Origin of the sequence: Opitutus sp. (assembly GCA_024998815.1) — a bacterium.
Lineage (GTDB): Bacteria > Verrucomicrobiota > Verrucomicrobiia > Opitutales > Opitutaceae > Rariglobus.
Map to the genome: position 1 here is coordinate 229,530 of JACEUQ010000001.1, position 24,969 is coordinate 254,498.

Consider the following 24,969-nt stretch of genomic DNA (forward strand, 5'->3'; position numbering starts at 1 on the left):
GAATCAGTTTTTGGCGGCTTCGGCCGGAACTGCGCTCGGCAAGGCTACGCTGGGGGCGGCCGGAGCAGGCGCCGGAGCGGCGGCGGGCGCTGCTGGAACGGCGATGGTGGGAAGCTGGCCTTCGGTGGTCTTCGCGTGCTTGGATGCGTAAATATTGGCCAAATACAGACCGAACGTGAGCACGAAGAACAGGATGGCGGCGTTGATGGTGAGCTTCGTTAAGACGTTGCCGGTATCAGCGCCGAAGGCCGCTTCAGTGGCACCGCCACCGAGGGCCGCACCCATGCCGCCGTCGGTCTTGGCTTTCTGCGCCAGCACTACGAGGACAATGAACACGGAGACGAGAATGAGGACAGCCGTGAAAAGCCAAATAAGGATGTTTACCATGATGGAAACGGTCAGAGAGCCGAAGCGCCGGTAGGTTGTCAATCGTCGGAAGTTAGGAATCCCGCCGATGGGCTGGAATCAGGGCGATCGGCTAAATCTGGTAATCGCCCGGCTTGTCGTGGTCGCCTTTGGCTACCGGGCTGGCGGCATCGACGCCGGTGGTGTTGTCGCGGTTGCGGTCGTAAAAAATACGCACACCGGCCTGCGGCTTTGAGTTGGTTTGCTGGAGCAGTTGCGAGGCGCGCAATAAAGCGCGTTTGGTGCTCATCGTGAGGTTCGCCTCGGCGGGGAAAATGTTTTCGACGCCGACCGTCTTGAGCGCACCGCTTTTCCTGAGCACTTGTTCGACGTCGGGATTGATGCCGCTGATGAGCAGATGACGGCCGGTTTTGCGGAGGTAAGCGTGCAGTTGCAGCAAGGACATGACCGCCGTGGCATCGAGATGGCGGGCGTTTTTCATGCGCAGGATGACCACGATGAGGCCGTCGTTATCGGCCAGCAGCCGGACTTGTTCTTGAAACAAATCTGCGGCTCCGAAGAACAATTCCCCCTCAACGTGCACAATAGAGATCGCCGCGTTGCTGCGTTGGTTGCCGCCATTGAGTTCGGCGAGTTGGCCTTGGTCGTTGAAGCCGTATTCCACCAAGGCGGGAGCGCTGGCCTTGCGCAGAAAAAGCGCCAGCGAGACACCTACGCCCACATAAATGGCTGTGTCCAAATTCAGGAAAAACGCCGAGCAGAGCGTTACGGCGAAGACGACTGCATCGGAGCGGGTCGCGCGCCAGGAGATGCGAATCTGCTCACGGTTGAGCATTTTTAGGCCGATGCGAATCAGGTGGGCGGCAAGACAGGCAACCGGGATTGAGTTGATCACCGGGGCCACGAAAAAAAGCGCGCCGAGCACCAGTAGGCTGCTGAGCAAAGCGGAGACCTGCGTCTTCGCCCCGCTTTGCAGGTTGGCTGCCGAGCGGGCAAAGGAGGCCGAACCGGGCATCGCTCCAAAAAAACTATTGGCGATATTCGCCGAGCCCATCGCAACCAACTCCTGGTTGGCGTCGAGGCGCTGGCCCGATTGCGAGGCCAGCGTCTTCGAGATGGAAATGGCCTCCAGCATACCGAGGATCGCGATGGCGAGGGCGGCACTGAGCAGCGGCGGCACCACCGACCAATCGGATTGGCTCAACGGGATTCCGATAAACGAGGGCAATGCAGCCGTAAGCGCCCCCACGTCCTCAATGGTCTGGATTCCCAGCACCTTTAAATCGAAGTGCTGAGTGATCAGCGATAAGGCGACGAGGCCGATCAACTCCACCGGAATCCGTGGCCAGAAGCGTTCCAGCGCCCAGAAAACGAGCAGGGTAACTACCCCCATGGCCAACGGATAGGGGTTGAACGCAAACTGCATGAGGTGCTGCGCCGCCGCCTTGAGGGAATCCAGCGTGCTGCCGTGCTCCACTGCGGTGCCGAGCAGGTGGGGAATCTGGCCGGCCGCCAGCAGCAGCCCGATCGCCGTTCCGTAGCCGATGATCACCGAGCGCGAAATGAACTGCGTGAGTTTGCCCATCTGCGACAGGCCGGCGATGCATTGAAACACCCCGATGAGCAGCGCCAATATCAGGGCCAATTCAGCGGCAGACAGGGCTCCACCGCTGAGCGAATGCAGTGTCGCCGCCAAAATGATACTTACCGAATTGGTCGGCCCGAACACCATGTGGCGGGACGAACTGAACAGCGCGCAGACAAAGCCGCCGACCACCGCAGCCATGATCACCATCAACGGCGGCAGACCGGCGATGAGCGCAAACCCGATCGCCTGCGGAATGGAAACCAGCGAGACGGTCGCGCCGGCGGCAAAGTCCGCCTTTAACTTTGCCCAGCTATAATTCGCCAGCTCTTCGCGCAGCGGGAACCGCTCACTCAACCACCGACGCGAGTGCCGCTGGATATTATCCAGGGCGGAGGCATCCGTCGGTGTGGCCATCGTCAGGCTTCGATCCCGAGCTTTTCGAGAATGCGCTGCAGGTCGTCATTGCCCGCGTAATCGATGACGATTTTTCCCTTTTTCGGGGTGTGCTGAAGGGCGACCCGTGAGCCGAAGTGGGAGGTTAAACGTTTCTCGATTCCGGCGACTGCGGAGGCGTCGGAGGCGGCGAGCTTGCGGACCGCGGGAGACTGAGCGGAAGGAGCGGGGGCGCCGGCCTTTTTGGCCTGCACCAGCTTTTCGGTGGCACGGACGCTCAATCCCTCCTCGATGACACGGCGGGCGATCAGGGCGCGTTGGGCGGGGTCTTCGATGCCCAGCAATACTTTGGCGTGGCCCACCGAGATGATGCTCTTGGAGACATAGCCCTGCAGCTCGGCATCGAGTGAAAGCAGGCGAAGGGCGTTCGCCACGGAGGCGCGGCCTTTGCCCACGCGCTCGGAGGCGGCCTCCTGGGTGAGGTCGAAGTCGCGGATGAGGCTGGCGTAACCGTAGGCTTCTTCGAGCGGGTTGAGGCCCTCGCGCTGAAGATTTTCGATCAGGCCGAGGGCGGCCGAGGAGGCGTTGCTCGCCTCGTGCAAGCGCACGGGGATGGTCTTGATTTTAAGCAACTGAAAGGCGCGCCAACGGCGTTCGCCGGCGATGAGTTCATATTTGTCGCCGGCCTTGCGCACCACAATCGGCTGCAGCAGGCCTTCGCTGCGGATGCTTTCGGCCAACTCGGATAATTGCGCGGGCGAGATTTCGCGGCGGGCCTGATAGGGGCTGGGCACGATCAAACTCACGGCGATTTCGGCAAAGCCGGGGAAACTCGGCACGGTGGCAGAAGGTGCCGGGGCTGGGGGTTTAGCCGTAACTGCGGCGGCAATAATGCCGCCTAGACCACGACCGAGACGAGATTTGGGAGCTGCACACATGAGATTTATTTGCCTCCAGGAATGAAGAGCGTGTCACCGACGCGCACTTTGGACGGATCAGTGATTTTGTTGGCGTTAATAATGTCGGAAAGTTTTCCGCCCGTTTTGCGGGAGATGATCGAAAGGGTGTCGCCCTTTTGAACCGTGTAGCTGGTGCCTTCCGAGGGGAAGTTGGGCGTGAAGCTTGGGGCGGTGGCCACGCGTTGGGCCTGGCCCTTGGTGATGGAGTCGAGGGCGGCGTTGGTCGCCTCGCCGAGTTTCTTGATCTGTGCGGCGGCGGTTGCAGAAGCGGCGGCATCGCCCGACTTGATGGCCTGGTCCAGGCTGGCGACGGCATCGTTGAGTTGCTGGACCGTGGCGTAGGCCTGTGCGTTGGAGTGAGCGTTGGCTGTTTGGGTGCGTAGCGTCGCGTTCTCGCGCTGCAGGTCTTCGACGGTGAGCGTGAGCGAGCCCACCTTTTGGGTGAGAATACGCACGTCTTCGCGCAGGTTGGCCAGTTCGACGCCCACCGATTGCTGGGCCTGGGCCGTGAAGGTAATCAGGGCGAGGCCGGCGCCCCAGGTGAGGAATTTCAACATGAGGCCAGACGTTGCGGAAGTTTTTTGGCGAAAACAAGACCTAGCAACCGGACCCACTTCAGAAGCGGTTCAGCGGTAAGCGATTTTAGGGCTGCCAGAGCGGGACTAGAGTCTCGGCGCGGACCCAACCGGTCTGCCCGTCGGCAAAGCCCAGACGGCGCCAGCCGAGGAACGTTTTGTCGGTGGACGCCACCACGCCGACTGCCAGCGGGGTTGATTTTTGCGGCGTGTCCAGCTCGGTGGGGATCGAGCGCAGCGTGGTCGGCTTCACCACCACCACGGCATGGGCATCGGCGAGTGAGCCATAGGTTTTCAGGCTCAACCCGGCGGCAAACGCCAGTAGGATTGAGGCGGCAAAAAGGCTGCGCACCAGCCAGCGAGGCCAGGATTTCGGGCTGGGGTGGTAAGCGGCATAAATCCTCAATGCAAGGGCCACCGCGGTGAGCCAGGCCGACGCGAGAAGCGCGGCTTGCCACTGGGTGGGCGAGGCGAGGCGGGCCACTGTGGCGGTCGGGGCGTCGGTCAGGAAGGGGCTCAGCGCGGCAGGGGTAACACCGGCGGATTTCCAGGCGTAACCGAGGTGCCAGTTAACCGAGGCGTTTTGGGGCTGCTGGACGAAGGCGGCGAGGGCATGGCCGGCGGCTTCGCTGGCGCGATTTTGTTGGAGCAGGGCGAGCGCGAGGCTGTGGTGCGCAACCCAGTCGGTCGGTGCGTTTTTAAGCTGGGTGGTCCACGCGGTTTCAGCGGCGGCAAAATCACCTTTGGCGTAGGCGTCGCGGGCGTCGGCGGCTTGGCTTTCGGGGGCGGCCAACACGACTGCGGCGAGGATGAGGAGCGGGATCAGGTTGCGCGGGATGAACAGTTGCCACGTCGAAAACGCGGGGGGCGGACGGGCGGCGAGGGCCTGTTGCGCGCGTTGTATCCAGTCGGTGGGGAGATCCGCCGCGCCGTAAAGCGTGCGATCGGCTTCGGACCACAGCGTGGACCAGGTGGCGTCGCTGAAGTGGCCGGGCGTGGGCACGGCGACGGAGAGTTTCCAAATGATGGCGGTGTTGCGCTGCCAGGCGAGGAGCTGCGAGCTGGGAGCTGGGAGCTTAGAGCTGGGAGCTTCGAGCTTAGAGCTGTCGGCGAGTTGGCGCAGGGTGGAGCTCAGGCGGTCGTGGGCTTCGCGCAGGGGGCGGCCCGGGTCGGTTTGGCGGGCGCGGCGGCGAGCAAGGGTGAGCCAGAAGCCGAGGGGCAGGAGGGCGGCGGAGACCAGGCCAAGGAGGAGGCTGGAGGTGGCGAGCGGGCTCGAACTGGTGCCGGACGGCGGAAGCGGATCGCGAGGAATAGCTGCGGCGGGGGCGGCGGAACGTTCAGCAGGTAACTTTGCGCGTTCGCCGTTCAGGGGGCCGGTGCTTCCCGTGGGCGCTTGAGCGCTTGGGGCGGAATGCTGACCGTTGGGTGCGGCGGGCGTATCCGCGACTTGGATTGTCACCGCAGGAGAGGACAGGGTTTCGTAGGCGCCCTTGCTTGGGTTGAATATAACTACGCTCACAGGGCCGAGGGTGTAGCTGCCGGCGCGGGTGGGGATCAGGATGATGTCCTCGGTAATCGAGGCGTCGAAGAGCGCGTTGTCCTTGTTGGTGCGCTTGGCCTGGGGCTGCACGAGACGAAAATCACGGGAGACCGAGCGGGAGGGCAGGCCGCTGATGTCCGGCCAGTTGCCTGTGCCGTCGAGGGTGAGGGTCCACGTGATGGGTTCGCCGATACCGGCGGTGGCTGGCACGACTTTGGACTCAAGGTTGAATTTGCCGACTGCGCCCGTGAAGCCGGCCGGTGCCGGGGCTGGCAGGGCGCGCACGGTCAGGCTGGCGGGCTGGCTGGTGACAGAGAACTGATCCAGGCTCTGGCGTGCAAACAGGCCGAAACCGGAGGGTGCTCCCGTGGTGAGGTTAACCAACTGGGTGGCGGGGTTGAGCGCGACCGGGCCGGGAGTTTTGGCGTAGGCGCGGGTTTTATAGGTGATCGCGAGGCGCTGCTCGTTGTTAACGTTGGTTTCGGTGGCCTCGGGTTTGCTCCAAGGCTCGACGCTCAGGGGCGCGGGTGACCATTCGGGTTCTGCGCTGCCGAGTTGGTAAAAATAACGACGGGTTGAATTAAGAGTGTAAATAAGTGGGAAAACTTCGCCGGCCCAGACTGAACCCGCTGGCAGCGAGAAGCGGGTTTGCACAATCGAATCGAGGGACACGTTGGACTGGCCAACGGTGGCGTCCCCGATTTCAAACTCGGCGGCCGCCACGGTTTGCCGACCCTTGTCGGTCTCGACTTGGAAGGCGGGGATGCGGATCGGCCGGCGCTCGTTGGGGCGCACTTGGTAAGTGAGTGTGATGGTCTTGAGGGAGGTGGCCTTGAAGTTGACCACGGAGTAGGAGCTGGACGTGGAACGGGTGGGTTGGCCCACAAAGCTGAGCCCAGGGACGCTCGGTAATTTGAACGTGTCGGCTGGTTCGCATTGCTCGAAAATTAAGCTCAGTTCGCTGGTCTGGTTGAGCGCGAGCGTGCCCGCGCCGGGCTCCCAGCGCACCGTTTGGGCGTGCAGGGATACGGTGAGGCCGACGGCGAAAAAGGTAAAGAATGTGAGGAGCGAGCGGAGCATCGGAGGACGGAGGGCGGCGGGCGGATGTCAGAGATCGGAGGTCAGAAATCGGATGGAAGAGGTCGGCGGAGGAGAACGTTCAATGTTGGACGTTGCCTGGTGCTCACCAGTCTTTGCCCTTGGTGGCGGGTTGGCCTGAGGCGGGGCCCTGCAGGAGTTGAAAGAGGCGCGCCGGGGAATCGCCCTGTTTCACTTGATCGAGTTTTTGCAACGGGATCGTGAGGTTGGGGTCTTGGCGGGCCGGATCGGTGGAGGGTTGCTCGGGAGCGCCGCCCGCCTGCTGCATTTCGCCGGGCTGCGGCTGGTCGACGGGGGGCTTGGCTGCTTCGGGCTGCGGTTTTTCCGCGCTGCCGTCTTTGGGCGGCGGCTGTTTGGAGGGATCGTCTTTCATGTCGCCAAAGGCGGACTGGCCCGGGGAGTCGGGTTTCTTGTTGGAATCCTTGGGGGGCGGGGACGAATCGCCGGGTTTTTCGCCTTTGCCGGATTGTTGATCTTCGGACTTCGATTGATCCGGTTTAGCGCTTTGGTCTTTGTCCTTTTCGGGTGGTGGCGACGACTCGCCCTTGTCGCCGGATTTATCCTTCTGGTCGGCTTTATCTTTTTTGTTCTGCTCGGGTTTTTTATCGTCCGGTTTTGATTTGTCGGACTTGGGCGGGTCTTTTTTGGGTAGGAGTGATTCCAATTGCTCACGCAAGGTGGGCCAGTCGGCGACCTTTGGATCCAGCGCGGAACCTGATGCGACTGCGGCGAGGGCGTCACGTACGGCGCCTTCAGGAACGGGTTGCTGGGCTGCTTTGGTTCGTTCGCCGTAGGTGAGGGTGGTGCGGGCGAATTCGGCCAAGTCCGTCGCGCTGGCATTCGGGAGCGTGGCGAGGCGGGTAACCAGTTGGGTTACGGGCGCAGCCAGTACGGCTGGCGCTGCGGGGGGCGTGGGTTCGGCTGCGTTTGCGGGCGACGACGGCCAGAACAGGGTGCCCAATAATGCTAGGGCGACGGCGGCGCTCTTGGCGGGCGAGGCTGCGAGTTGAATCAGGCGTGGGCGCGGGCGCACCGGAAATTCGCGCCAGAAACTGAGCAGCATCAGGACCAGTGCGGCGGCGAGCGGCCACTGGTAGCGCTCGGCGAGGCGCACGCGGTTTTTCTCCAGAAACTCGCCGCGTTTTCCCTGCTCGACGGTGCTCTGGATCAGTTGTGCGAGGTCGACCCAGCCGCTGGCGTCGGCATAGACGCCAGCGGTTTTATCGGCGAGTTCGCGCAAGCTGGCGGGGTTGAGTTTGGAGAGAACAACCGCGCCGCGTTCATCTTTAACAAACGCTCCGGTACCGTCGGGGATCATTGCACCCGCGTCGGTGCCCACCCCGAGAGTGAGAATACGGATACCTTTGGCCTTAAGTTCTTCGACGTGTTTTTGCCAGGTTTCGGACTGGGCTTCGCCGTCGCTGAGCACGATGAGGAAGCGGTCGGCTGCGCTGGAGTTGCCGAAGGCAGCGAGGGTGGTTTCGAGCAGGGCGTCGTAATTGGTGCCGCCCTCGGGAAGGTAATCGGGGTTCAGGACCGGCAGGAATTCGCGGAGTATCTCGTAGTCGGAACTCAGCGGGCTTTGCAAAAAGGCGGTGCCGGAAAAAACGACCAGACCGACGCGCTCGCCTTTGAGTCGTTCGAGCAGGCTGGTAATGAGCAGGCGGGCTCGTTCCAAGCGGGATGGTTTTACGTCTTGCGCCAACATGCTGCGGGACAAATCGAGCGCGATGATGATCTCACGTGCCTGGTCGAAAACGGGCTCATCGAGCTGGCCCAATTGGGGACGGGCGACGGCAAAAATAGCGGCGACGAGACCAAGGGTGAAGAGCAGGCGGGTGCGGGGTGCCCCGGCGCGGGCTGACGGTGGGCCGAGAACGAGGGACGATTGGCGGGCTTCGGCTTGGTGGATTTTGGGGCGCAGGTTAGCCGTGGCGGTGCGGCGACGCAGCAGGTCGAGCGCGAGCAGGCCAAGCGGGATGAGTAACAACCAAAAAGCGTGGGGCCAGTAAAAGCTCATAGGGAAACCGGCGGGCGCGGGGTTGTGGTGGGCGGGGTGGTGAGGTCGCCGGATTGAGCGCGGCGGGCGGAGGTGGACACGCGCCAGGAGGCGGCACCGGCGACCAGCGCGGCGAGCAACAGGCTCGTTACACCGGGCACGGCGACCCATGGAAAAAGCTCTGTGGTGAGCAGAAAACTCTTGGCCTGAAACTCGATTTTTTGGGCTCTGTCGATGGCTTTGAAGGCGGAGGCGATGGTCTTGGAGTCGTCGGCGCGGTAAGCGCTGCCCCCGGTGAGATTGGCGATCTCGATGAGCATGCTTTGGTCGAGGTCGGAGGCCATGCGGGTGTAACCGACTTTTTTTCCGCTCTGGTCGAAGACGGGAAAGGGGACCAGTCCGTCGCGGCCGGCGCCGATGGTGTAAACGGGGATGCCACGACCTTTGGCAACCGCAGCGCTTTGCATCGGGGTGAGCGCGCCTCGGTTGTTGGCCCCGTCGGTGAGCAACACGGCAAAGGCACCCTTGCGCAGCCCATTTTGTTCGCGCGCCGCCTGTTCAAGTCGGGTCAGGGCGAGGCCGAGGCCGTCGCCAATGGCGGTGCCGTCCTCGATCAGGCCGATCTTGAGTCGCTCGACTTGGCGGGCGAGCCAGTCGTGGTCAAAGGTCAACGGGGCGAGCGTGTAGGCGCGCCCGGAGAAAACCACGATGCCGATGCGGTCATTGGGGCGCTGCGTAATGAAGGCTTGGATAACCGGTTTGATGGCCTGCAACCGGTTGAGTCGCTCGCCGCCCTTTTCGAAGTCTTCGGCCTGCATCGAGCCGGAGAGGTCGATTGCCAGCATGATGTCGTAGCCTTGGCTGTGGATTTCGCGTTTGTCCTCGACCCGCTGCGGGCGGGCGAGCGCGACGACCAGCAGGATCAGTCCGAGGCCGGTGAGCCCCGCAGGCCAGCGCGAGGGCGAAACCCGCGAGGGCCGGTGCCAGGCGGAGGCAAAGGGCACCAACAGCACGGGAACGGCGCGGCGTCCGCGGAGCCACACGACGGCCGGAATCAGCAGCAGGGCCAAAAGCCAGGCCGGATCGGCGAGCCGGAAGTTTAGAAAATCGAACGTCCAAAAGCCGACGACAACGGGCGAAGAAAATGGAGCTCCCACAAGGGCTGGAATCATTTTGGCGATTGGCGTTTTTACCTGTGGAGTGGGCGCGTTAGTGCGCTTGGCGGGCGTGGAAAAAGCGCACCAGTGCGTCGAGGCGGTCCTCTTCGGTGCTCACGATCAGGCGGGTCAGTGCGTCGGGAAACAGCTCGCGCCAAGTCGCGTCGCGTTGCTCGCACCAGCTGGCGTGGGCCGCCCTCTCGGCAGCGGAGTTTTCCAGCGTGACGAGTTGGCCGCTCACCGGATCGTAAGCGGCGAAGGCGTCCCCTTCGGGCAGCTTACGATCCCAAGGATCATCGACGCGGAATCCCATCGGTTGATAGCGCTTGCGCATCACGGCCCAGCCGTCGGGCGCGACACGCGGGGCGAAATCCCCCAGCCAGATGAGGATGCTGTGGCGGGGCGCGGCGCGGGCGAGCAGGCGCCAAGGAATGTCGCTGCGAGCTTGGAGTTGTGAGCTTGGAGCTGTGAGCTGTGGAGCGGGAGCGCCGAGTAGCGATGCGGCGGCGTGGAGGATAGGACCGCGACCGCGTACCGGTTCGCGCAGGGTGTAGCCATCGGGCTTGGCGTGGAGGAAGCCAACCCGGTCGCGATTTACCGCGCCGAGCAGCATGACCAGTCCAGCAAGTTCCAGCAGTGCCTCGCGCTTCGATTGGGCGCCGGAGCCGAACTGCAGGCTGGGCGTGTCCTCGAAAACGATCATCACCGTGACCTCGCGCTCCTCGACGAATTTCTTGCGGTAGGGTTCGCCGAGGCGCGCGGTTACGTTCCAGTCGATGTCGCGCACGTCGTCGCCGAATTCGTATTTGACCACCTGGTCAAACTCCATGCCGCGGCCGCGGAACGCCGAACGGTATTCGCCGCTTAGAACGTTCTCAACCGCGTGACGCACGCGCCACTCCAGCTTGCGCAGCAAGGCGAGCGGGGAGGCGGGGGCTGCACCGGGGGTGATGGGAAGCGGGCTGGGCACGGGATGAAAAATCTTTCTCGTTCCTCTTCATCTTAATCGTTCTCTCAGTCCGAAAAAACGGCGGAGAAAGAGAACGATTAAGAGGAACGAGAAAGAGGCTGAGTTCAGACGCTGGGCACCGGGGTTTTCCGGATGACCTCGGCGATGAGGTCGTCGGCGGTGATTTCTTCGGCCTCGGCTTCGTAGGTCAGGCCCACGCGGTGGCGCAGCACGTCGGGCGCGATTTCCTGAACTAGGCCGGGCGAAACGTAGTCGAGTCCGCGCAACCAAGCCAGGGCGCGTGCGGCTTGGTAAAGCGCGAGCGAGGCGCGCGGCGAGGCACCGAAGCTGAGGTAACGTTTCCCGCCGGCCACCGGTGCAGCCAGTTCGCGGGTCGCCCGTACCAGTGCGAGGATGTAGCTTTGGATGGCGGGAGAGAGGTGAACTTTGTCCACCTCGCCGCGCAATTCGAGCAGCTCTTCGCCATTGGCCACAGCGTGCAGCGCGGGCTGGCGGGTGACTTGTCCCCACCGCTGCATCATAATGGATTCCTCGTCTAGGGTCGGGTAATCGACGATCAGCTTGAACAAAAAGCGGTCCGTTTGCGCCTCGGGTAACGGGTAGGTGCCTTCCTGTTCGACCGGGTTCTGCGTGGCCATGACGAAGAACGGCTTGGGCAGCAGGTGGGTTTGGCCACCGATGGTGACTTGGCGCTCCTGCATGGCTTCCAGCAGGGCGGACTGGACCTTGGCGGGGGCGCGGTTGATTTCGTCGGCCAGCACTAGGTTGGCGAAAATGGGACCGCGATGCGCAGTGAAGCCACCGTCTTTGGGGGAAAAAACCATCGTGCCGACCACGTCGCTGGGCAGCAAATCGGGGGTGAACTGCACGCGCTCGAACTGGATGCCGAGGGCGGTGCCCAGGGATTTAATCAAGAGGGTTTTGGCGAGACCAGGCATGCCTTCGAGAAGGACATGGCCGTTGGCCAGCAAGGCGACGAGCAGGCGCTCGACGACGGCGTCTTGGCCGATCACGGCTTTGCCGATTTCGTCGCGGAGTTTTTGGGACCAGGTGGGACCAGTAATCATGAAGGAGTCGGTGGGTGGGGGGGCTTTAAGCGGAGTCGGGGGACAAGCTTGCGGAAAAAATGTTCCACTGAGAAAAAGGAGCCACCGTGGATTTACCAACTCAAATTCAAGACCGTCTGGATGCGCTCGGTGTCCTGGCGGCTGACATCGAGGAGCGGTTTGTGCGCGGTTCGGGGCCGGGCGGGCAGAAGATCAACAAAACCAGCTCGACGGTGTGCGTAAAACACCGGCCTACGGGAGTCGAGGTGCGTTGCCAGCGCGAGCGTTCGCAGGCGGCCAACCGCGAAACGGCGTGGGCCGAGTTGTGCACTAAATTGGAAACCATCCTGCGCGTCGCCGAGCTGGCCCGCCAGCAAGCGGCGGCCAAAACACGCCGCAGCACGCGCAAGCGCAGTAAACGCCAAAAGGCCATTTCTGTGGCAGGTAAACGGCACCGCGCCGAAATCAAGGCCGGTCGCGGCCGACCCGCGCCGTAACGCGCTTGGTGCGGGCTGCGGCAACTCCCGTGGCTGCGAATGCCCGCAGCGCGGATGGCTTACTGCTTGCGCGAACGGGCGGACACTTCGTTATAGGTGGCCCATGGCCCGCCTCCCACTCGAAGATAACTTTACTGACGTCATTGCCAAAGCCCAGACCGGGCTACGGATCACCGATGAGCAGCTGGCCACGCGCGCCGAAATCAGCATGGAGGATTTGCTCGCGGTGAAATCCGGCCACCTCCTCGATGCGGTCATTCGCCGCATCGCCCGCCACTTGAAGCTGGGCACCAACGCGCTGGAGGCGCTCGCCCACAAACGGTTTTACCCGACCGCCCCGATTTTTTCCCGCGGCCTGACTCTGTTCAACACCCCGCAGGGCGAACAGACGGTCAACAACTACCTGATCTGGGACGCGCGCTCGCGCTTCGCCGCGGTGTTTGACACCGGCACCAACGCCGAGGCGCTCATCGACACGATCCAGGCCGAGCACCTAGATGTGCGGCATATTTTTATCACTCATACGCATTACGATCACATTGCCGCCTTGCCGGCGCTGGCGGCGGCTTGTCCGCGCGCCGAGGTGTGGTCGAGCGAGCTGGAGCCGGTGGATTTCCCCGGCGCCAAAACGTTTAAGGAAAACGCCCATTTTCATGTAGGCGACGAGCTGGCCATCAAGACGCTGTTCACCCCGGGGCATTCACCTGGGTTGACCACCTTTTTTGTGACGGGCTTGAGCTGGCCGGTGGCAATTGTGGGGGACGCATTATTCTCCTCCTCAATCGGTGGCAGCGCCGAGCATTACGCCGAGCAGTTGCGCAATGATAACGATAAAATCTTCACCCTGCCGCGTAACACCGTGATCGCGCCAGGGCATGGTCCAATGACCACCTTGGCGCTGGAAAAACTGCATAACCCCTTCTTCGCGCGCCAATAATTGGCGCGCGGCGGCAGTCGATTCGTAGTGCTTAGTCTCTCTCGTTCGGTTCCTCGTCGCTTGCGCCGCGCAGTTGTTTGAATGCCGCGAGCGCGGCCGCGCGGGCCGTGGCGTGATCGACCAGCGGGTCCGGGTAACGCCCGTCGATTTGGGCGTACTCGCGCACCGAGGCGGGAGCGGTCCACGGGGCGTGCAGGAATTTGTCGGGTAACCGCGCGATTTCTGGCACCCAGCGGCGGACGTAGGCGCCTTCGCCGTCGAAGCGTTCACCTTGGGTTACGGGCGCGAAAATTCGGAAATACGGCGCGGCATCAGCCCCGCAGCCGGAGCTCCACTGCCAGCCCAGGGTGTTACTGGCGAGGTCGGCATCGACGAGCGTGTCCCAGAACCAGCGCGCCCCGTGTTGCCACGGCAGGCGCAGGTGTTTCACCAGAAACGACGCCACGATCATACGCACGCGGTTGTGCATCCAACCGGTGTGCCAGAGCTCGCGCATGCCGGCATCGACGATGGGGTAACCGGTCTGACCGCGTTGCCAGGCGTGCAGTTTTTTGCCGTCCGCATCCTCGGCCCAGTGGAAGCGTTTGAAATCCTCGCGCAGGGGCTGAGTGGGGGTTTGCGGGAAATGAAAAAGCAGGTGGTGGGCGAATTCCCGCCAGCCGATCTCACTGAGGAAAACCAGCGCGCCCCGGTTGGGGGGGAATACGCCGCTATCTTTGGCGAGCGACTGAACCGCCGCCCACACCTGGCGCGGCCCGATTTCGCCCCAGTGCAAGTGCGGAGCGAGTCGGGAGGTGCCGGGGCGCGCCGGCAGGTTGCGCTGGTCCTCGTAGCTGGCCATCGCGGTGGAGACGAAGGTCTGGAGTTGGCGCTGCCCGCCTGCTTCGCCGGGAGTCCACGCGGCGTGAAAGCCGGCATCCCACGGAATCGACGGAAGCAGGGCGAGGTCGGCGAGGGCGAGCGACGGCGGCCACGCGTCCGCAGTAGGCGATGGGAAAGCGCCCGCTTTGAGCTGGGTCGCCGGGGCGATTTCACGCGTGAGGCAATGACGCCAGTAGGGCGTAAAAACTTGGAACGGCTTGCCCTGTTTGTTGGCGATCGTGTGCGGCTCGAACAGCAGTGCGGCGTTAAAACTTTTCGTCTCAACGCCAGCGGCAATCAGGTCGGCCTTAAGGGTTTTATCGCGGGCGATGACGGCCGGCTCATAGCGCCGGTTCCAGTAAAGGGCGTCGGCACCGGTGGCCGTGATGAGTTCGCTCAACACCTCGCTGCTGTCACCCCGGGCCAGCAAGAGCCGGGAGCCACGGGCGCGCAGTGAGGCGTCGAGTGCTGCCAGCGAGTGGTGCAGCCACCACCGGGATGCGGCGCCTGCGGGCCAATCACCTTCGCCGGCATCGTCCAGGATGTATACCGGGATTACGGGACCGCCACGGGCGATAGCCGCAGCCAGGGCGGGGTTGTCTTGCAAGCGCAGGTCCTGACGAAACCAGAGGAGGGTGGGGGCGGTATTCAAAGGGAGAAGACGTAGCTCAGACTTCCAGTCTGCTGAGTTTTGTTCGCGTTAAAATTAGCCTATCGTGACTTTTGGCCAGGGACGGCCAACGCTACAGGGCTAGGAAAAGATGTATGGTTGGCCGTCCCGGCCAAGGATTGAAAGTCGCGACTTTTTTCGCGCTCAGACGCCACCGAGCTTTGCGATGACTTTGAATTCCGCCGCAGTCAACGGCATCACCGAGAGCCGTCCCTGGCGCAAAAAGGCGGTCTCTTTGAGCGCGGGCTCACCCTTGATCTGTTCGAGCGTGACGGGGCGGGGCAGGGCGCGCACCGGCTTGAGTTCGACTGCGACCCAACCGTCCTCGTCGGCGGTCGTATCCGGGAAAAAACTGCGCGTGACCTCGGCCAGACCCAACACGGCCTTGGTGGTGACGCTCGCATAGAAAAACACCTGGTCGCCCGGGACCATGGCTTTGAGGTGGTTGCGCGCTTGGTAGTTGCGCACGCCGGTCCAGTCGGTGCGGCCGTCACGCATCAGATCGGTCCAAGCGTAGGCTTCGGGTTCAGATTTCACCAACCAATATTGGGTTGTCATAGGTGCGTGCAAAAGGTGCAGTTCGACTACATGGAACCTCGTGACGATGAAAAGGTAAAAGCCCTGCCGGCGGCGGCGGGTTTTGGCCTGCTCGCCTCGCTGGCTACGGACGCACAACGTGCGTGTTGCGCATGAATAAAACCCTTTTACCGATCCGCGTATTATTTATAGCCCTGTGCGCCGCCGCAGGTTGGCTGGTGTGTTACTCCGTGCCGGACTGGGATGCGCAGCGGATACGCGCCTCTTCAATCGGCTTGGCCATTGGATGCCTTGTGGTTCTGGTTGATCTGCTGCTCAAGGGCTTTTCGCTGCGAGGGCTTTCGGCAGTCACCTTTGGGTTGGCGGTGGGCACGGTGATCGCGTTCATGATCCACATCTCGCCGCTGCTTCACGATGGCGATCCGCAGATTATTTTCCTCGTGCGACTGGGGTTGTTTTTGATCTGCCCGTATCTGGCCACGGTGATCGCACTGCGCGGCAAGGATGAGTTTAACTTGGTGATTCCGTACGTGCGTTTCGTTCCGCACGATGTCGAGGTTCCGGTGATTGTGGTGGATGTACGCGCGCTGATCGATGGGCGTATCGCACGGGTCTGTAAAACGGGCTTTTTGGGGTCGGCTGTCGTGGTGCCGCGATTCGTGATTAGCGAACTCCAAGCGATGGCCGATTCCATGCAACCGCACCTGCAGGCGCGGGGTCGCCGTGGTCTCGATACGCTGGGCGAGCTGCGTAACATCAAAAACCTGGATTTGCGCATCCATGAAAGCGAACTGGCCAAGAAGGCCGATATCGACGCCAAGTTGGTGTTTTTGGCCCAGTCGATGCGGGCGAAATTACTTACGGCCAATTACAGTCTTACCAAACTGGCGGAGTTTAACAGTGTTGTTTGCCTGAGCATGGCCGATCTGGGCAAGGCGTTGCGCCCTGAGTTGGTCGCCGGCGAGGTCATCGATGTGGAATTGGTGAAGCCGGGCAAGGAAGAGGGCCAGGCACTCGGTTATCTTGATGAGCATGCGATGGTCGTGGTTAACCACGGCCGGGCCTATATCGGCCAAGTGGTGACGGTTCAGGTCATCAGTGTATTGCCCTCATCGGCAGGCAAAATGGTGTTCGCCCAGCTGGTTGAAGCGTAAGCCAGTGGCTGATACGGAGCGCTGAGCGCCAGCTCGGCATGGTCAGGCTGATCAAGCGTGGTCAGGAGCCGAGCTGGAGCTCAGCGTTCCGTAGGGAAGCAGCCTCAAGACCTTACCGTTCGATGCGGGGAATCGCGCTGAGCAGCGTGCGGGTGTATTCGTGCTGCGGGTTTTCCATCACCTCAAGCGTGGGCCCCATCTCTACGATTTTCCCTCGGTACATCACCGCGATCCGGTCGGAAATGTGTTTTACCACCGACAGGTCGTGGGAGATAAAAATGAGCGTGAGGTCGAGCCGGTGGACCAGATCGGCGAGCAGGTTGAGGATCTGCGCCTGGATGGAGACGTCGAGGGCCGAGACCGGTTCGTCGGCGATGATGATGCGCGGATTCAACGCAAGGGCGCGGGCAATGGCGATGCGCTGGCGCTGGCCACCAGAGAATTCGTGCGGGTACTTTTGCAGGTCGCGCACCGGCAGGCCGACTTGCCCCATGAGCTCGATGACACGATTTTTCACCTCGGCCGTCGGGCAAATCCGGTGGACGGTCAACGGTTCTGCCAATGTGGCAAACACCGTCATGCGCGGGTTGAGCGAGGCGAACGGGTCTTGGAAAACCATCTGCAAATCCCGGCGCTGGGTGGCGAACTCTGCCGCCGTGCCTTCGGTGAGGTTTTTGCCGTCCAAAATTACCGCCCCCGAGGTGGGCGGGATCACTTGCATGAGGGTGCGCCCGAGCGTGGATTTACCCGAGCCGGATTCACCGACCAACCCAATGACCTCGCCGCGTTTGATATCAAAGGTCACCCCGTCCACGGCGCGCACCACGCCGGAACGGGAGGTGAAGTGGGTTTCGAGCGCTTTGATTTCCAGAATATTGTCGTTGGGGTCGATCGGCGCGCGGGTCGTCACCGGGTGCGCGGGCGCGTCCGGCGGAAGGGCGAAGCGGGCGAGCAGCGCGGCTTCGTCGATGGGTTTTGAAAGGTCGGGCGGCAGGCCGGGAATGGTGAACAGCGGGCGGCCTTTTTCCTGCAGTGCGGGCACGCAGCGTTGCAGCGCTTTGGTGTAGGCGTGCTGCGGATCGCGGAAAAGCGTGCGGGTGTCGGCTGTTTCCATGATGCGCCCGGCATACATGACCTGTACGCGGTCGCACAGGCCGGAGACGACGCCGAGATCGTGGGTCACAAAAATCACCGCCATGCCGAACTCGCGCTGGAGTTTTTTAATCAACGCGAGGATCTGCGCCTGCACGGTCACGTCGAGGGCGGTGGTCGGTTCGTCGGCGATTAAGATGTCGGGCTTAGTGATGAGCGCCATGGCGATCATCACGCGCTGGCGCATGCCGCCGGAAAACTCGTGCGGGTAGCTGTGCATGCGTTTGGCGGCGTCGGTGATGCCAACGGCCTCCAGCATGGTCAGGGCGCGGGCCAGAGCGGCGGTGCGCGAGATCTTTTCGTGGATGAGCAGCGGCTCGATAATCTGCTCCGAAACCCGGGTGTACGGGTTGAGCGAGGTCATCGGGTCTTGGAAAATCATCGAGATGCGACGGCCGCGAATCGAGCGGAGCTGGGCCGCAGGGGCGGAGAGCAAATCGACGCCGTCGAACATCGCCGTGCCGCTTTCGATGCGCCCGGGCGGCTGCGGCACCAGACCCATGAGCGAGTAACAAGTGACGGATTTGCCCGAGCCGGATTCGCCGACGATGCCGAGGGTTTCCCCGCGTTCGAGGTGGAAACTTACGCCGTCCACCGCGCGATAAACGCCGCTGCGCGTGTGGAAGTAGGTGCGAAGGTCGGTGACGGTGAGTAGGGGCATCAGGCGGAGCGGCGGCGGGTTGGAAGAGGGATGGTGGTGCGGTTAACTTAAGTGTTAACGCCCAACCGGAGCGGATGCGGTGAGTTTATCGAGCTCGGAGACGACGGTGGCCGGGGCGAGGTCGTGGAGATCGCCGCCGCCTTGGGCCGGGCAACCGGGAGGCTGGAGCAGCGTGGTGGGCGCGGCGAAAATCGGGCCGGTGCGCACGGGATTGGTGGGGCCAAAGAGCGCCAGCACGGGGCAACCGAGGGCGTTGGCCAAGTGCATGCCGCCGGTGTCGTTGGTGACGATCAGCGCACAGGAACGTAGCTCGCGCAGGTAGGCGTTGAGGTCGGTGGCGCCGGCGAGGTTTTGCACGCGCTCGGGCGAGAACCCAGCGGCCACCTGATCGGTGATCTCGCGGTCGCGGGCGGTGCCAAAGAGTTTAAAAACATGGCCGGGGCGGGCCTCGATGAGGGCGCGCCAATGTTGAATCGGCCAGCGTTTGGCCGGGGTGTTCTCCGAGCCGGCGATCAGGCCGATGGCTTTAGGGCCACTTGGCTGGTCGAGTTCAGGCTGGGGCAGGGGAGATTTATCAATCGGCTCGGTCAGTCCGAAGGTGCGCAGGAAGGCTTCCCACTGGCTGAATTGGTGGTGGGCGGCCTGGTCGAAATCGGCTGGCAAGCGGTGGGCGTGGCTGAGCAACGGCCGTCGGTGGCCGGGGCGGATGATGCCGAAGCGTTGCGGGCAACCGGTGAGCCGCGCTTCGAGGTCGCCGCGCAACGAGTGGGTGAAGATATAAAAGACCTCCGGCGGGGCTTTGCGGATTTTTAAAAAGTGCCGGAAGTAACCGAGTCCACGAGGTGGCAGCGGCTCGTAGCGGTCGGCCACGCCTGCCGCCTCGATGAGCGGGGCAAAGGCGGCCTTGCCGATCAGGGTGAATTCCACGTCGGGGCGACCGGCACGCATCGCGCGCAGCAGGGGCAGGAGCATGACGACGTCGCCCAGCCAGTTCGGCAGGCGCACGAAGTAGCGTTTGTTGCGCGGGAGTTGCGACCAGCCTCGGTAGGCCAACTCCTGCGGAATAAAACTGCGGCTCAGGTTCAGGTTGAGGCTGTGGTTGGGGGTATGCAGGATTTTCCAGCGGGCATGCGACCACAGCCAGGTGGCGCAGAGGCGTTCGTTGGTCGAAAGGGTGCGTTCAAACCAGCGATTCAGGGCCACGGTGGCACCGGCAATGGTGCCGTCGTTGGGCACCGGCTCAGAGTTGAATTCCATGCGCCAAAAGCCTGTGCGCAGCGGGTAAAGCGCGTTGAGTTCGGCGCCCTCTTTTTGGAGGAAAAGTCCGGGCAGTTCGGTGCTCGCGCAGAGCCGACCAAAAAGCGTGGTGAGCGTGCCGGTGTTGCCGGCGTTTTGGTCGAACATCAGGGTGATGATCCCGTTGCGTCCGAGGATGGCGCGGGCGGCATTCAGGCCTGTCTTGCGCGATAACATACGCAGCCCGAACCGTTCCCGTGTGAGCCGGAGGTAGGCGTCCATCGCCGGGGATTTTAGCGGGCGATAAATCACGCCGGATTCCGGCACGGGTACGGGGCTGAGAAAGCCAAGCCACGTGAGGCTTTCCCAGTAGGCAAAATGGCCGTCGGTCATCACCAGTGGGCGAGGGCGTTTTTGATGGTCGGTTAACAAACCGGCTAGCGACGGGGCAACCGTAGCCATGCGTAGCATACGCTCGGGCGCAAGGTACGGCGAGGCGAGGGCGAGCAGGGCGGTTTCCATCAAACACCGGTGGCTTTGCCGGGCCATGCGGGCCCGCCAGCTCGCCGGGCGCTCGGGAAAACAAATGCGCAGGTTGTCGCGCACGAGTCGGTCGCGCGGGGACCACGCCATGAGTTCACCGAGGATGAGGGTGAGCGTTTTGAGCAGGGGCTCCGGGGTGCGCGCAAGGGTCCAGCCGGTGGCGGTGATGAGGGGGATGAGCACGGGTGGACGGCCGGATTATGGTTTGATTTCGAAACGCGGAGGCCCATTAGATGGGCGTAATTTTCCAGTTTAAAGCTGATTTTTTTGGACGTAACCCCGCATGCCCCGCATTCTTGTCATTAAACCCTCTTCGCTGGGCGACATCGTGCATGGCTTGCAGGTCGTCGCGTCACTTAAGGAGCAGGTGGCCGGGGTGCACGTGACCTGGGTGGTGCGGGAGATTTTTGCCCCGTTGGTCCGCGCCTGCACTGCGGTGGACGAGGTGATCGTGTTCCAGCGCAAGCAGGGTTGGCGAGGGATCCGGCTGGTGATGGGCGAGCTTCGCGCGCGGACTTTTGACGTGGTGTTGGATTTACAGGGGCTCTTGCGCAGCGGCCTGATGACCTGGAGCGCCCGCGCCCCGCGCAAGCTCGGCCGGACTGACGCACGCGAGGGCGCAGGGTTGTTTTACGGCGAACGCGTCCCGTTGCCGGCGAGCGGGCGCAACAGCCACGCCCTGGAGATTTTACTCCAGTTCACGCCCCTGCTCGGCGGCCGGGCCACGCTCGGCACACCCCTGACTTTCCGTTCGGGCGGCGATTTCACGGGCGCGGATTTTTTTAACAACGGGGCCGCCGCTCCCGTCGTGATGTTTCCCGAAAGTCGTCGCCCCGAAAAGTGCTGGCTGGGCTTTACCGCTCTCACCGCACTGATGCTGCAGGCCGATCCGGCGGTGCGGATCGTCTGGAGCGGCAGCGAGCGACTCGCCGATGGGGGCGCCTTTCCGGCTGAGCGTTTTTTGAATTTAACCGGGCTCACTGCGCTCGACGTCATGCCGCAGATCATCGGGCGTGCCGGGGCGGTTTTTGCCAACGACAGCGGCCCGATGCACCTGGCCGCCGCCCTCGGCAAACGCACGCTGGCTATCTTTGGGCCGACCGCGCCGGAGCTGTTCGGTCCCTATCCGCTGAGTTGCCCGCGGCACGTGGTGGTGCGCGCGCCCGAAGGGGATTTGGCGCGGTTGACGCCCGAAGCCGTTTTCCAGGCTTGGCAGGCCTAGGGAAGTTAGGGCGATATGGGCGGGAATTTAACCATGTCTGCTGCTGCGCCCACCGCTTCCATCCCTGCAACCCAATCGCGTCGAGGTCTGGTGCTGGACCGCGACGGCACGATCATCGTGCACGTGCCTTATTTGAGCGATCCGGCCGGCGTCGTTTTGTTGCCCGGGGTGCGCGATGCGTTGTTGGCAGCCCGGGCCGCAGGCGTGGACCTGTTTGTGCACAGCAACCAATCCGGCGTGGGTCGCGGCATGTTTGACCTTGCTGCCGTCGATGCCTGTAACCGTCGCATGATCGAGCTGCTCGACTTGGGTGAACAGCCGTTTGAGCGCATCTGCGTGGCGCCCGAGGCCCCGAAAGAACCGGCGGTTTACCGTAAACCCGAGCCGCGCTTCGCCCAGGAGCTCCTGCGCGACTTCGGCTACGCCCCGCACAACCTGGCGTACATCGGCGACCGGGGGTCCGATTTGGAAACCGCCGCGCGGGCCGGCATTGGCGGGCTGGGCGTGGCGACCGGACTCGACGACTTGCCGGCGGAACTGGCCGAGCTCGGGCTCGACAAAACCTTCCCGGTTTTTGCATCGCTCTCGGAGGCGGTAGAACATTTTTTAAAAACTCCGCTATGAACACGCCCTTAGTTCTCACCTTCGACGAGATGCTCCGCTTCCGCCAAAAGGCCGCCGCCGAGGGCCGCCGCGTGGTGTTGACCAATGGCTGCTTCGACCTGCTGCACCGCGGCCACATCGAATACCTGCATCAATCCGCCGCGCTCGGCGACCTCTTGATTATTGCGGTGAACAGCGACGCCTCGGTGCGCGCACTCAAGGGCCCCGACCGCCCCCTCAATTCCGAGCAGGACCGCGCTTACGCCCTCGCCAGCCTGCGCTGCGTGGCGGCCACGTTTGTGTTCCCCGGTTCCCGTCTCGACCAGGAAATCCGCCTGCTAAAACCCGACATCTACACCAAGGCCGGCGACTACACGATCGACTCGCTCGACGCCGGCGAACGCGACGCGTTGCTCAGCGTCGGGGCCGACATCCGCCTGATGCCCTTCGTTCCCGGCCGCTCCACCACCAGCTTGGTCGAACGCATGCGCGCTCCCTGCTGAGGGGCGCGTAACCGATTCCCACCGCGCCGCAGCCTGCCTCCGCCCGCTTCCGATTTCCACGCACACCCTTTTTTTCGACATGCAACTCACCGATAAAATTCTCGTCACCGGCGCGGCCGGCTTCATTGGCAGCGCCTTGGTGTGGGCGCTCAATCAGCAGGGCTACGAGAATATCGTGCTGGCCGACTTCCTCGGCTCCGACGAGAAGTGGCGCAACCTCGTTCCCCTGCGCTACGCCGACTACATCGAGGCCGACCAGCTTTGGGCCAAACTCGACACGCCCGCCCTGCGCGACGTGCGCTGGGTGTTTCACCTCGGCGCCTGCTCGGCGACCACCGAGAAAAACGCCTCGTACCTGATGGATAATAATTTCGACTACACCCGTCGCCTGGCCGAGTGGGCGCGCGCCGGTGGCCGTCGGTTTGTTTACGCCTCCTCCGCCGCGACCTACGGCGATGGCGCCCAGGGCATGCTCGATGGCCAGGAGAACCTCAATGACCTGCGCCCGCTCAACATGTACGGTTACTCGAAGCATTTCTTCGATCAGTACGCGCAACGCCAGGGCTGGTTCGACGGCGCCAACGCCATCGTGGGCCTGAAGTATTTCAACGTTTTCGGTCCCAACGAGGACCACAAGGCCGACATGCGCAGCGTCGTCCACAAGGCCTACGCCCAGATCCGCGACGAGCACAAGGTGCGGCTGTTCCGCAGCTACCACCCCGATTACCGCGACGGCGAACAGAAGCGCGACTTCGTTTACGTGAAGGATGCCGTTGCCATGACCCTGCACCTCGCGCGCACGCCCGTTGCCGGCGGCCTGTTTAACGTCGGCACCGGCCGCGCCTCCACTTGGATCGAGTTGGTCACGCCGATCTTCGCCGCGCTTCAGTTGCCCGCGCAGATCGAGTTCATCGAGATGCCCGAGGTGCTGCGCGGAAAATATCAGTATTACACCTGCGCCGACACCCGCCGCCTCGCCGCCACCGGCTGGACCGGGAAAAACCACACGCTCGCCGAAGCCGTCACCGACTACGTCACGCGTTACCTGCTCACCGACCACCGCCTCGGCCACGTCCGCGGTTCCTGAATACCCCAAATCCCCGTTCACCATGGCCACGCCTGCTTTTATCGAATCGCTGGAAGAACTCCGCAGTGTACTCACCGCCAGCACCGTGCTGGCGCCCGTCGTCACCACGGTGGGCGAGGCGATTCTCGCCAGCCTGCGCCAAGGCGGCAAGTTGCTCACCTGCGGCAACGGCGGGAGTGCCGCCGACGCCCTGCACCTCGCCGAGGAGCTGGTCGGCCGCTATAAAATCGAGCGCCGCGCCCTGCCGGCGATCTGCCTCAATTCCGACGTGACCGCGCTCACCTGCATCGGCAACGACTACGGTTACGACGCGATTTTCGCCCGCCAGGTCGAGGCCCTCGGTCGGCGCGGCGACGTGTTGGTGGGCTTCACCACCAGTGGTAACAGTGCCAACGTGCTTGCCGCTTTCGCCGCCGCCCGCGCCCGTGGCATCACCACCGTTCTGCTGTCCGGCAAGGACGGCGGCAAGGCCCGCACCCAGTGCGATTACCCGATCATCGTTCCCAGCGCCACCACGGCGCGCATTCAGGAAGTGCATACCCTCGTCCTTCACCAGTGGCTGGAGGCGATCGACGCCGCCGACTGGACCCAACTGCCCGCATGAACATTCCCGCCATCCTCGCAACCTTCCGCAACCTGCGCGTCCTCGTGATCGGCGACCTGATGGTCGACCATTACATCTGGGGCGAGGTGAACCGCATTTCCCCCGAGGCGCCCGTGCCCGTGGTGCATGTCGCCCGCGAGAGCCACACCGCCGGTGGCGCGGCCAATGTTGCCCTCAACTTGGCCGCCCTGGGGATTGCCGCCGAATTGATCGGCTCGCTCGGTGAAGACGAAGCCGGCCGCCGCCTGCGCGCTCTGCTGGCGACCTCCCGCATCGAAGCCTCGCGCTGCGCCACGATCCCGGGCACGTCCACCATCGTCAAAACCCGGGTGATTGCCCGCACGCAGCAGCTTTGCCGAATCGACCACGAAGGCGCCCGCGACGGCTACACTTTGGAAAACGGCCGCGTCTCCGACGAGGTGCTGGCGTTGGCGATTGCCGCCGCCGATGCGGTGATCATTTCGGATTATGCCAAGGGCGCCATCAGCCAAACCCTGATCAACCGCGTAATCGCCGCCGCGCGCATCCACGGCAAATTGGTGGCGGTCGATCCCAAGCCCTCGCGCCACCTCTCCTTTAACAACGTCGGCCTGATCACCCCGAATCGTCACGAGGCGCTGGAATTGGCCGACCTGCCTGAGCCCGGGGTGGGGGAGAGTTATCCGCTGGAGGAAGCCTGCCGCCGGATTCACGCCAAGTTCTCGCCCGACCTACTGGTGATCACGCTCGGGGCCGACGGTATGGCGGTGTGCCGCAACGGTGTGGTTGAGCACGTCATGCCGACCGAGGCGCGTGAAGTGTTCGATGTGTCGGGTGCGGGTGACACGGTGATCGCCACCCTGACGGCGGCTCTGGCGGCCGGTTGTGCGCCGATCGACGCAGCCCGGCTGGCGAATAAAGCTGCCGGTGTGGTCGTCGCCAAGATGGGCACCGCCACCGCCAGCCCGGCAGACCTGCTGCAAACGAAGGACTGAGCCGCGCCGGAGTATCGCCGTTGACGTAGAGAGCCAA

Annotated in this window: 22 protein-coding genes; 9 read left to right on the forward strand and 13 right to left on the reverse strand. The window is 63.2% G+C overall.

Annotated features, from left to right (window positions below):
* Positions 1 to 3: 3 nt before the first annotated feature.
* From secG to H2170_00955, 9 genes are all read right to left on the reverse strand, one after another.
* Positions 4 to 387, reverse strand: coding sequence for a preprotein translocase subunit SecG (gene secG / locus H2170_00915; GenBank protein ID MCS6298652.1), 384 nt, complete (start codon positions 385 to 387; stop codon positions 4 to 6).
* A 91-nt stretch (positions 388 to 478) separates the two neighbouring features.
* On the reverse strand, positions 479 to 2,368 hold the full coding sequence (locus H2170_00920) for a SulP family inorganic anion transporter (protein MCS6298653.1): 1,890 nt from the start codon (positions 2,366 to 2,368) through the stop codon (positions 479 to 481).
* 2 nt (positions 2,369 to 2,370) lie between these two features.
* Entirely contained in the window at positions 2,371 to 3,285 is a 915-nt protein-coding gene (locus H2170_00925) for a ParB/RepB/Spo0J family partition protein (GenBank protein MCS6298654.1), read from the reverse strand.
* Between the two features lie 5 nt (positions 3,286 to 3,290).
* Entirely contained in the window at positions 3,291 to 3,863 is a 573-nt protein-coding gene (locus H2170_00930) for a LysM peptidoglycan-binding domain-containing protein (protein ID MCS6298655.1), read from the reverse strand.
* 85 nt (positions 3,864 to 3,948) lie between these two features.
* On the reverse strand, positions 3,949 to 6,501 hold the full coding sequence (locus H2170_00935; protein MCS6298656.1) for a BatD family protein: 2,553 nt from the start codon (positions 6,499 to 6,501) through the stop codon (positions 3,949 to 3,951).
* A 103-nt stretch (positions 6,502 to 6,604) separates the two neighbouring features.
* Positions 6,605 to 8,539, reverse strand: coding sequence for a VWA domain-containing protein (locus H2170_00940; GenBank protein MCS6298657.1), 1,935 nt, complete (start codon positions 8,537 to 8,539; stop codon positions 6,605 to 6,607).
* Positions 8,536 to 9,690: a VWA domain-containing protein gene (locus tag H2170_00945; protein ID MCS6298658.1), complete on the reverse strand. Its 1,155-nt coding sequence runs from the start codon at positions 9,688 to 9,690 to the stop codon at positions 8,536 to 8,538. Before H2170_00945 ends, H2170_00940 begins: the two co-directional genes overlap by 4 nt.
* 37 nt (positions 9,691 to 9,727) lie before the next feature.
* Positions 9,728 to 10,645, reverse strand: a complete 918-nt coding sequence (locus tag H2170_00950; GenBank protein MCS6298659.1) for a DUF58 domain-containing protein — start codon at positions 10,643 to 10,645, stop codon at positions 9,728 to 9,730.
* Between the two features lie 104 nt (positions 10,646 to 10,749).
* Positions 10,750 to 11,712 (reverse strand): MoxR family ATPase, encoded by a 963-nt coding sequence (locus H2170_00955; GenBank protein MCS6298660.1) that lies wholly within the window; start codon positions 11,710 to 11,712, stop codon positions 10,750 to 10,752.
* An 86-nt stretch (positions 11,713 to 11,798) separates the two neighbouring features.
* On the opposite strand from H2170_00955, the gene H2170_00960 reads away from it, so the two are divergent.
* Positions 11,799 to 12,188: a peptide chain release factor-like protein gene (locus H2170_00960; protein ID MCS6298661.1), complete on the forward strand. Its 390-nt coding sequence runs from the start codon at positions 11,799 to 11,801 to the stop codon at positions 12,186 to 12,188.
* A gap of 103 nt (positions 12,189 to 12,291) precedes the next feature.
* On the forward strand, positions 12,292 to 13,125 hold the full coding sequence (locus H2170_00965; GenBank protein MCS6298662.1) for an MBL fold metallo-hydrolase: 834 nt from the start codon (positions 12,292 to 12,294) through the stop codon (positions 13,123 to 13,125).
* Between the two features lie 31 nt (positions 13,126 to 13,156).
* On the opposite strand, the gene H2170_00970 is transcribed toward H2170_00965, so the two are convergent.
* Together H2170_00970 and H2170_00975 are read right to left on the reverse strand one after the other, a co-directional pair.
* Entirely contained in the window at positions 13,157 to 14,638 is a 1,482-nt protein-coding gene (locus H2170_00970; protein MCS6298663.1) for a deoxyribodipyrimidine photo-lyase, read from the reverse strand.
* A gap of 162 nt (positions 14,639 to 14,800) precedes the next feature.
* Positions 14,801 to 15,214, reverse strand: a complete 414-nt coding sequence (locus tag H2170_00975) for an EVE domain-containing protein (GenBank protein ID MCS6298664.1) — start codon at positions 15,212 to 15,214, stop codon at positions 14,801 to 14,803.
* A 131-nt stretch (positions 15,215 to 15,345) separates the two neighbouring features.
* Between H2170_00975 and H2170_00980 the strand changes: the two genes are divergently transcribed.
* Positions 15,346 to 16,347, forward strand: a complete 1,002-nt coding sequence (locus H2170_00980; GenBank protein MCS6298665.1) for a TRAM domain-containing protein — start codon at positions 15,346 to 15,348, stop codon at positions 16,345 to 16,347.
* Between the two features lie 112 nt (positions 16,348 to 16,459).
* Here the strand turns inward: H2170_00980 and H2170_00985 are convergent, their stop codons facing one another.
* Entirely contained in the window at positions 16,460 to 18,160 is a 1,701-nt protein-coding gene (locus tag H2170_00985; protein MCS6298666.1) for an ABC transporter ATP-binding protein, read from the reverse strand.
* Between the two features lie 54 nt (positions 18,161 to 18,214).
* Positions 18,215 to 20,122, reverse strand: a complete 1,908-nt coding sequence (locus tag H2170_00990; GenBank protein ID MCS6298667.1) for a hypothetical protein — start codon at positions 20,120 to 20,122, stop codon at positions 18,215 to 18,217.
* 100 nt (positions 20,123 to 20,222) lie between these two features.
* On the opposite strand from H2170_00990, the gene H2170_00995 reads away from it, so the two are divergent.
* From H2170_00995 to H2170_01020, 6 genes are all read left to right on the forward strand, one after another.
* Positions 20,223 to 21,161: a glycosyltransferase family 9 protein gene (locus H2170_00995; GenBank protein MCS6298668.1), complete on the forward strand. Its 939-nt coding sequence runs from the start codon at positions 20,223 to 20,225 to the stop codon at positions 21,159 to 21,161.
* Between the two features lie 33 nt (positions 21,162 to 21,194).
* The gene (locus tag H2170_01000; protein ID MCS6298669.1) at positions 21,195 to 21,785 is read left to right on the forward strand and encodes an HAD-IIIA family hydrolase; all 591 of its coding nucleotides are present in this window, start codon (positions 21,195 to 21,197) and stop codon (positions 21,783 to 21,785) included.
* Positions 21,782 to 22,267, forward strand: a complete 486-nt coding sequence (locus H2170_01005) for an adenylyltransferase/cytidyltransferase family protein (protein ID MCS6298670.1) — start codon at positions 21,782 to 21,784, stop codon at positions 22,265 to 22,267. The genes H2170_01000 and H2170_01005 overlap by 4 nt, the downstream gene beginning before the upstream one ends.
* 79 nt (positions 22,268 to 22,346) lie before the next feature.
* The gene (gene rfaD, locus H2170_01010; protein MCS6298671.1) at positions 22,347 to 23,354 is read left to right on the forward strand and encodes an ADP-glyceromanno-heptose 6-epimerase; all 1,008 of its coding nucleotides are present in this window, start codon (positions 22,347 to 22,349) and stop codon (positions 23,352 to 23,354) included.
* Positions 23,355 to 23,376: 22 nt separating this feature from the next.
* Entirely contained in the window at positions 23,377 to 23,958 is a 582-nt protein-coding gene (gmhA, locus tag H2170_01015; GenBank protein MCS6298672.1) for a D-sedoheptulose 7-phosphate isomerase, read from the forward strand.
* Positions 23,955 to 24,932 (forward strand): bifunctional hydroxymethylpyrimidine kinase/phosphomethylpyrimidine kinase, encoded by a 978-nt coding sequence (locus H2170_01020; GenBank protein ID MCS6298673.1) that lies wholly within the window; start codon positions 23,955 to 23,957, stop codon positions 24,930 to 24,932. Before gmhA ends, H2170_01020 begins: the two co-directional genes overlap by 4 nt.
* Positions 24,933 to 24,969 lie beyond the last annotated feature (37 nt).

Coding starts and splice junctions, on each gene's coding strand:
- H2170_00985 (MCS6298666.1), bottom strand. CDS start 18,160: ATGCCCCTACTCACCGTCACCGACCTTCGCACCTACTTCCACACGCGC.
- H2170_00920 (MCS6298653.1), bottom strand. CDS start 2,368: ATGGCCACACCGACGGATGCCTCCGCCCTGGATAATATCCAGCGGCAC.
- H2170_00930 (MCS6298655.1), bottom strand. CDS start 3,863: ATGTTGAAATTCCTCACCTGGGGCGCCGGCCTCGCCCTGATTACCTTC.
- H2170_00965 (MCS6298662.1), top strand. CDS start 12,292: ATGGCCCGCCTCCCACTCGAAGATAACTTTACTGACGTCATTGCCAAA.
- H2170_00945 (MCS6298658.1), bottom strand. CDS start 9,690: ATGATTCCAGCCCTTGTGGGAGCTCCATTTTCTTCGCCCGTTGTCGTC.
- secG (MCS6298652.1), bottom strand. CDS start 387: ATGGTAAACATCCTTATTTGGCTTTTCACGGCTGTCCTCATTCTCGTC.
- H2170_01000 (MCS6298669.1), top strand. CDS start 21,195: ATGTCTGCTGCTGCGCCCACCGCTTCCATCCCTGCAACCCAATCGCGT.
- H2170_00975 (MCS6298664.1), bottom strand. CDS start 15,214: ATGACAACCCAATATTGGTTGGTGAAATCTGAACCCGAAGCCTACGCT.
- H2170_01020 (MCS6298673.1), top strand. CDS start 23,955: ATGAACATTCCCGCCATCCTCGCAACCTTCCGCAACCTGCGCGTCCTC.
- H2170_00995 (MCS6298668.1), top strand. CDS start 20,223: ATGCCCCGCATTCTTGTCATTAAACCCTCTTCGCTGGGCGACATCGTG.
- rfaD (MCS6298671.1), top strand. CDS start 22,347: ATGCAACTCACCGATAAAATTCTCGTCACCGGCGCGGCCGGCTTCATT.
- H2170_01005 (MCS6298670.1), top strand. CDS start 21,782: ATGAACACGCCCTTAGTTCTCACCTTCGACGAGATGCTCCGCTTCCGC.
- H2170_00925 (MCS6298654.1), bottom strand. CDS start 3,285: ATGTGTGCAGCTCCCAAATCTCGTCTCGGTCGTGGTCTAGGCGGCATT.
- H2170_00955 (MCS6298660.1), bottom strand. CDS start 11,712: ATGATTACTGGTCCCACCTGGTCCCAAAAACTCCGCGACGAAATCGGC.
- H2170_00980 (MCS6298665.1), top strand. CDS start 15,346: ATGAATAAAACCCTTTTACCGATCCGCGTATTATTTATAGCCCTGTGC.
- gmhA (MCS6298672.1), top strand. CDS start 23,377: ATGGCCACGCCTGCTTTTATCGAATCGCTGGAAGAACTCCGCAGTGTA.
- H2170_00940 (MCS6298657.1), bottom strand. CDS start 8,539: ATGAGCTTTTACTGGCCCCACGCTTTTTGGTTGTTACTCATCCCGCTT.
- H2170_00935 (MCS6298656.1), bottom strand. CDS start 6,501: ATGCTCCGCTCGCTCCTCACATTCTTTACCTTTTTCGCCGTCGGCCTC.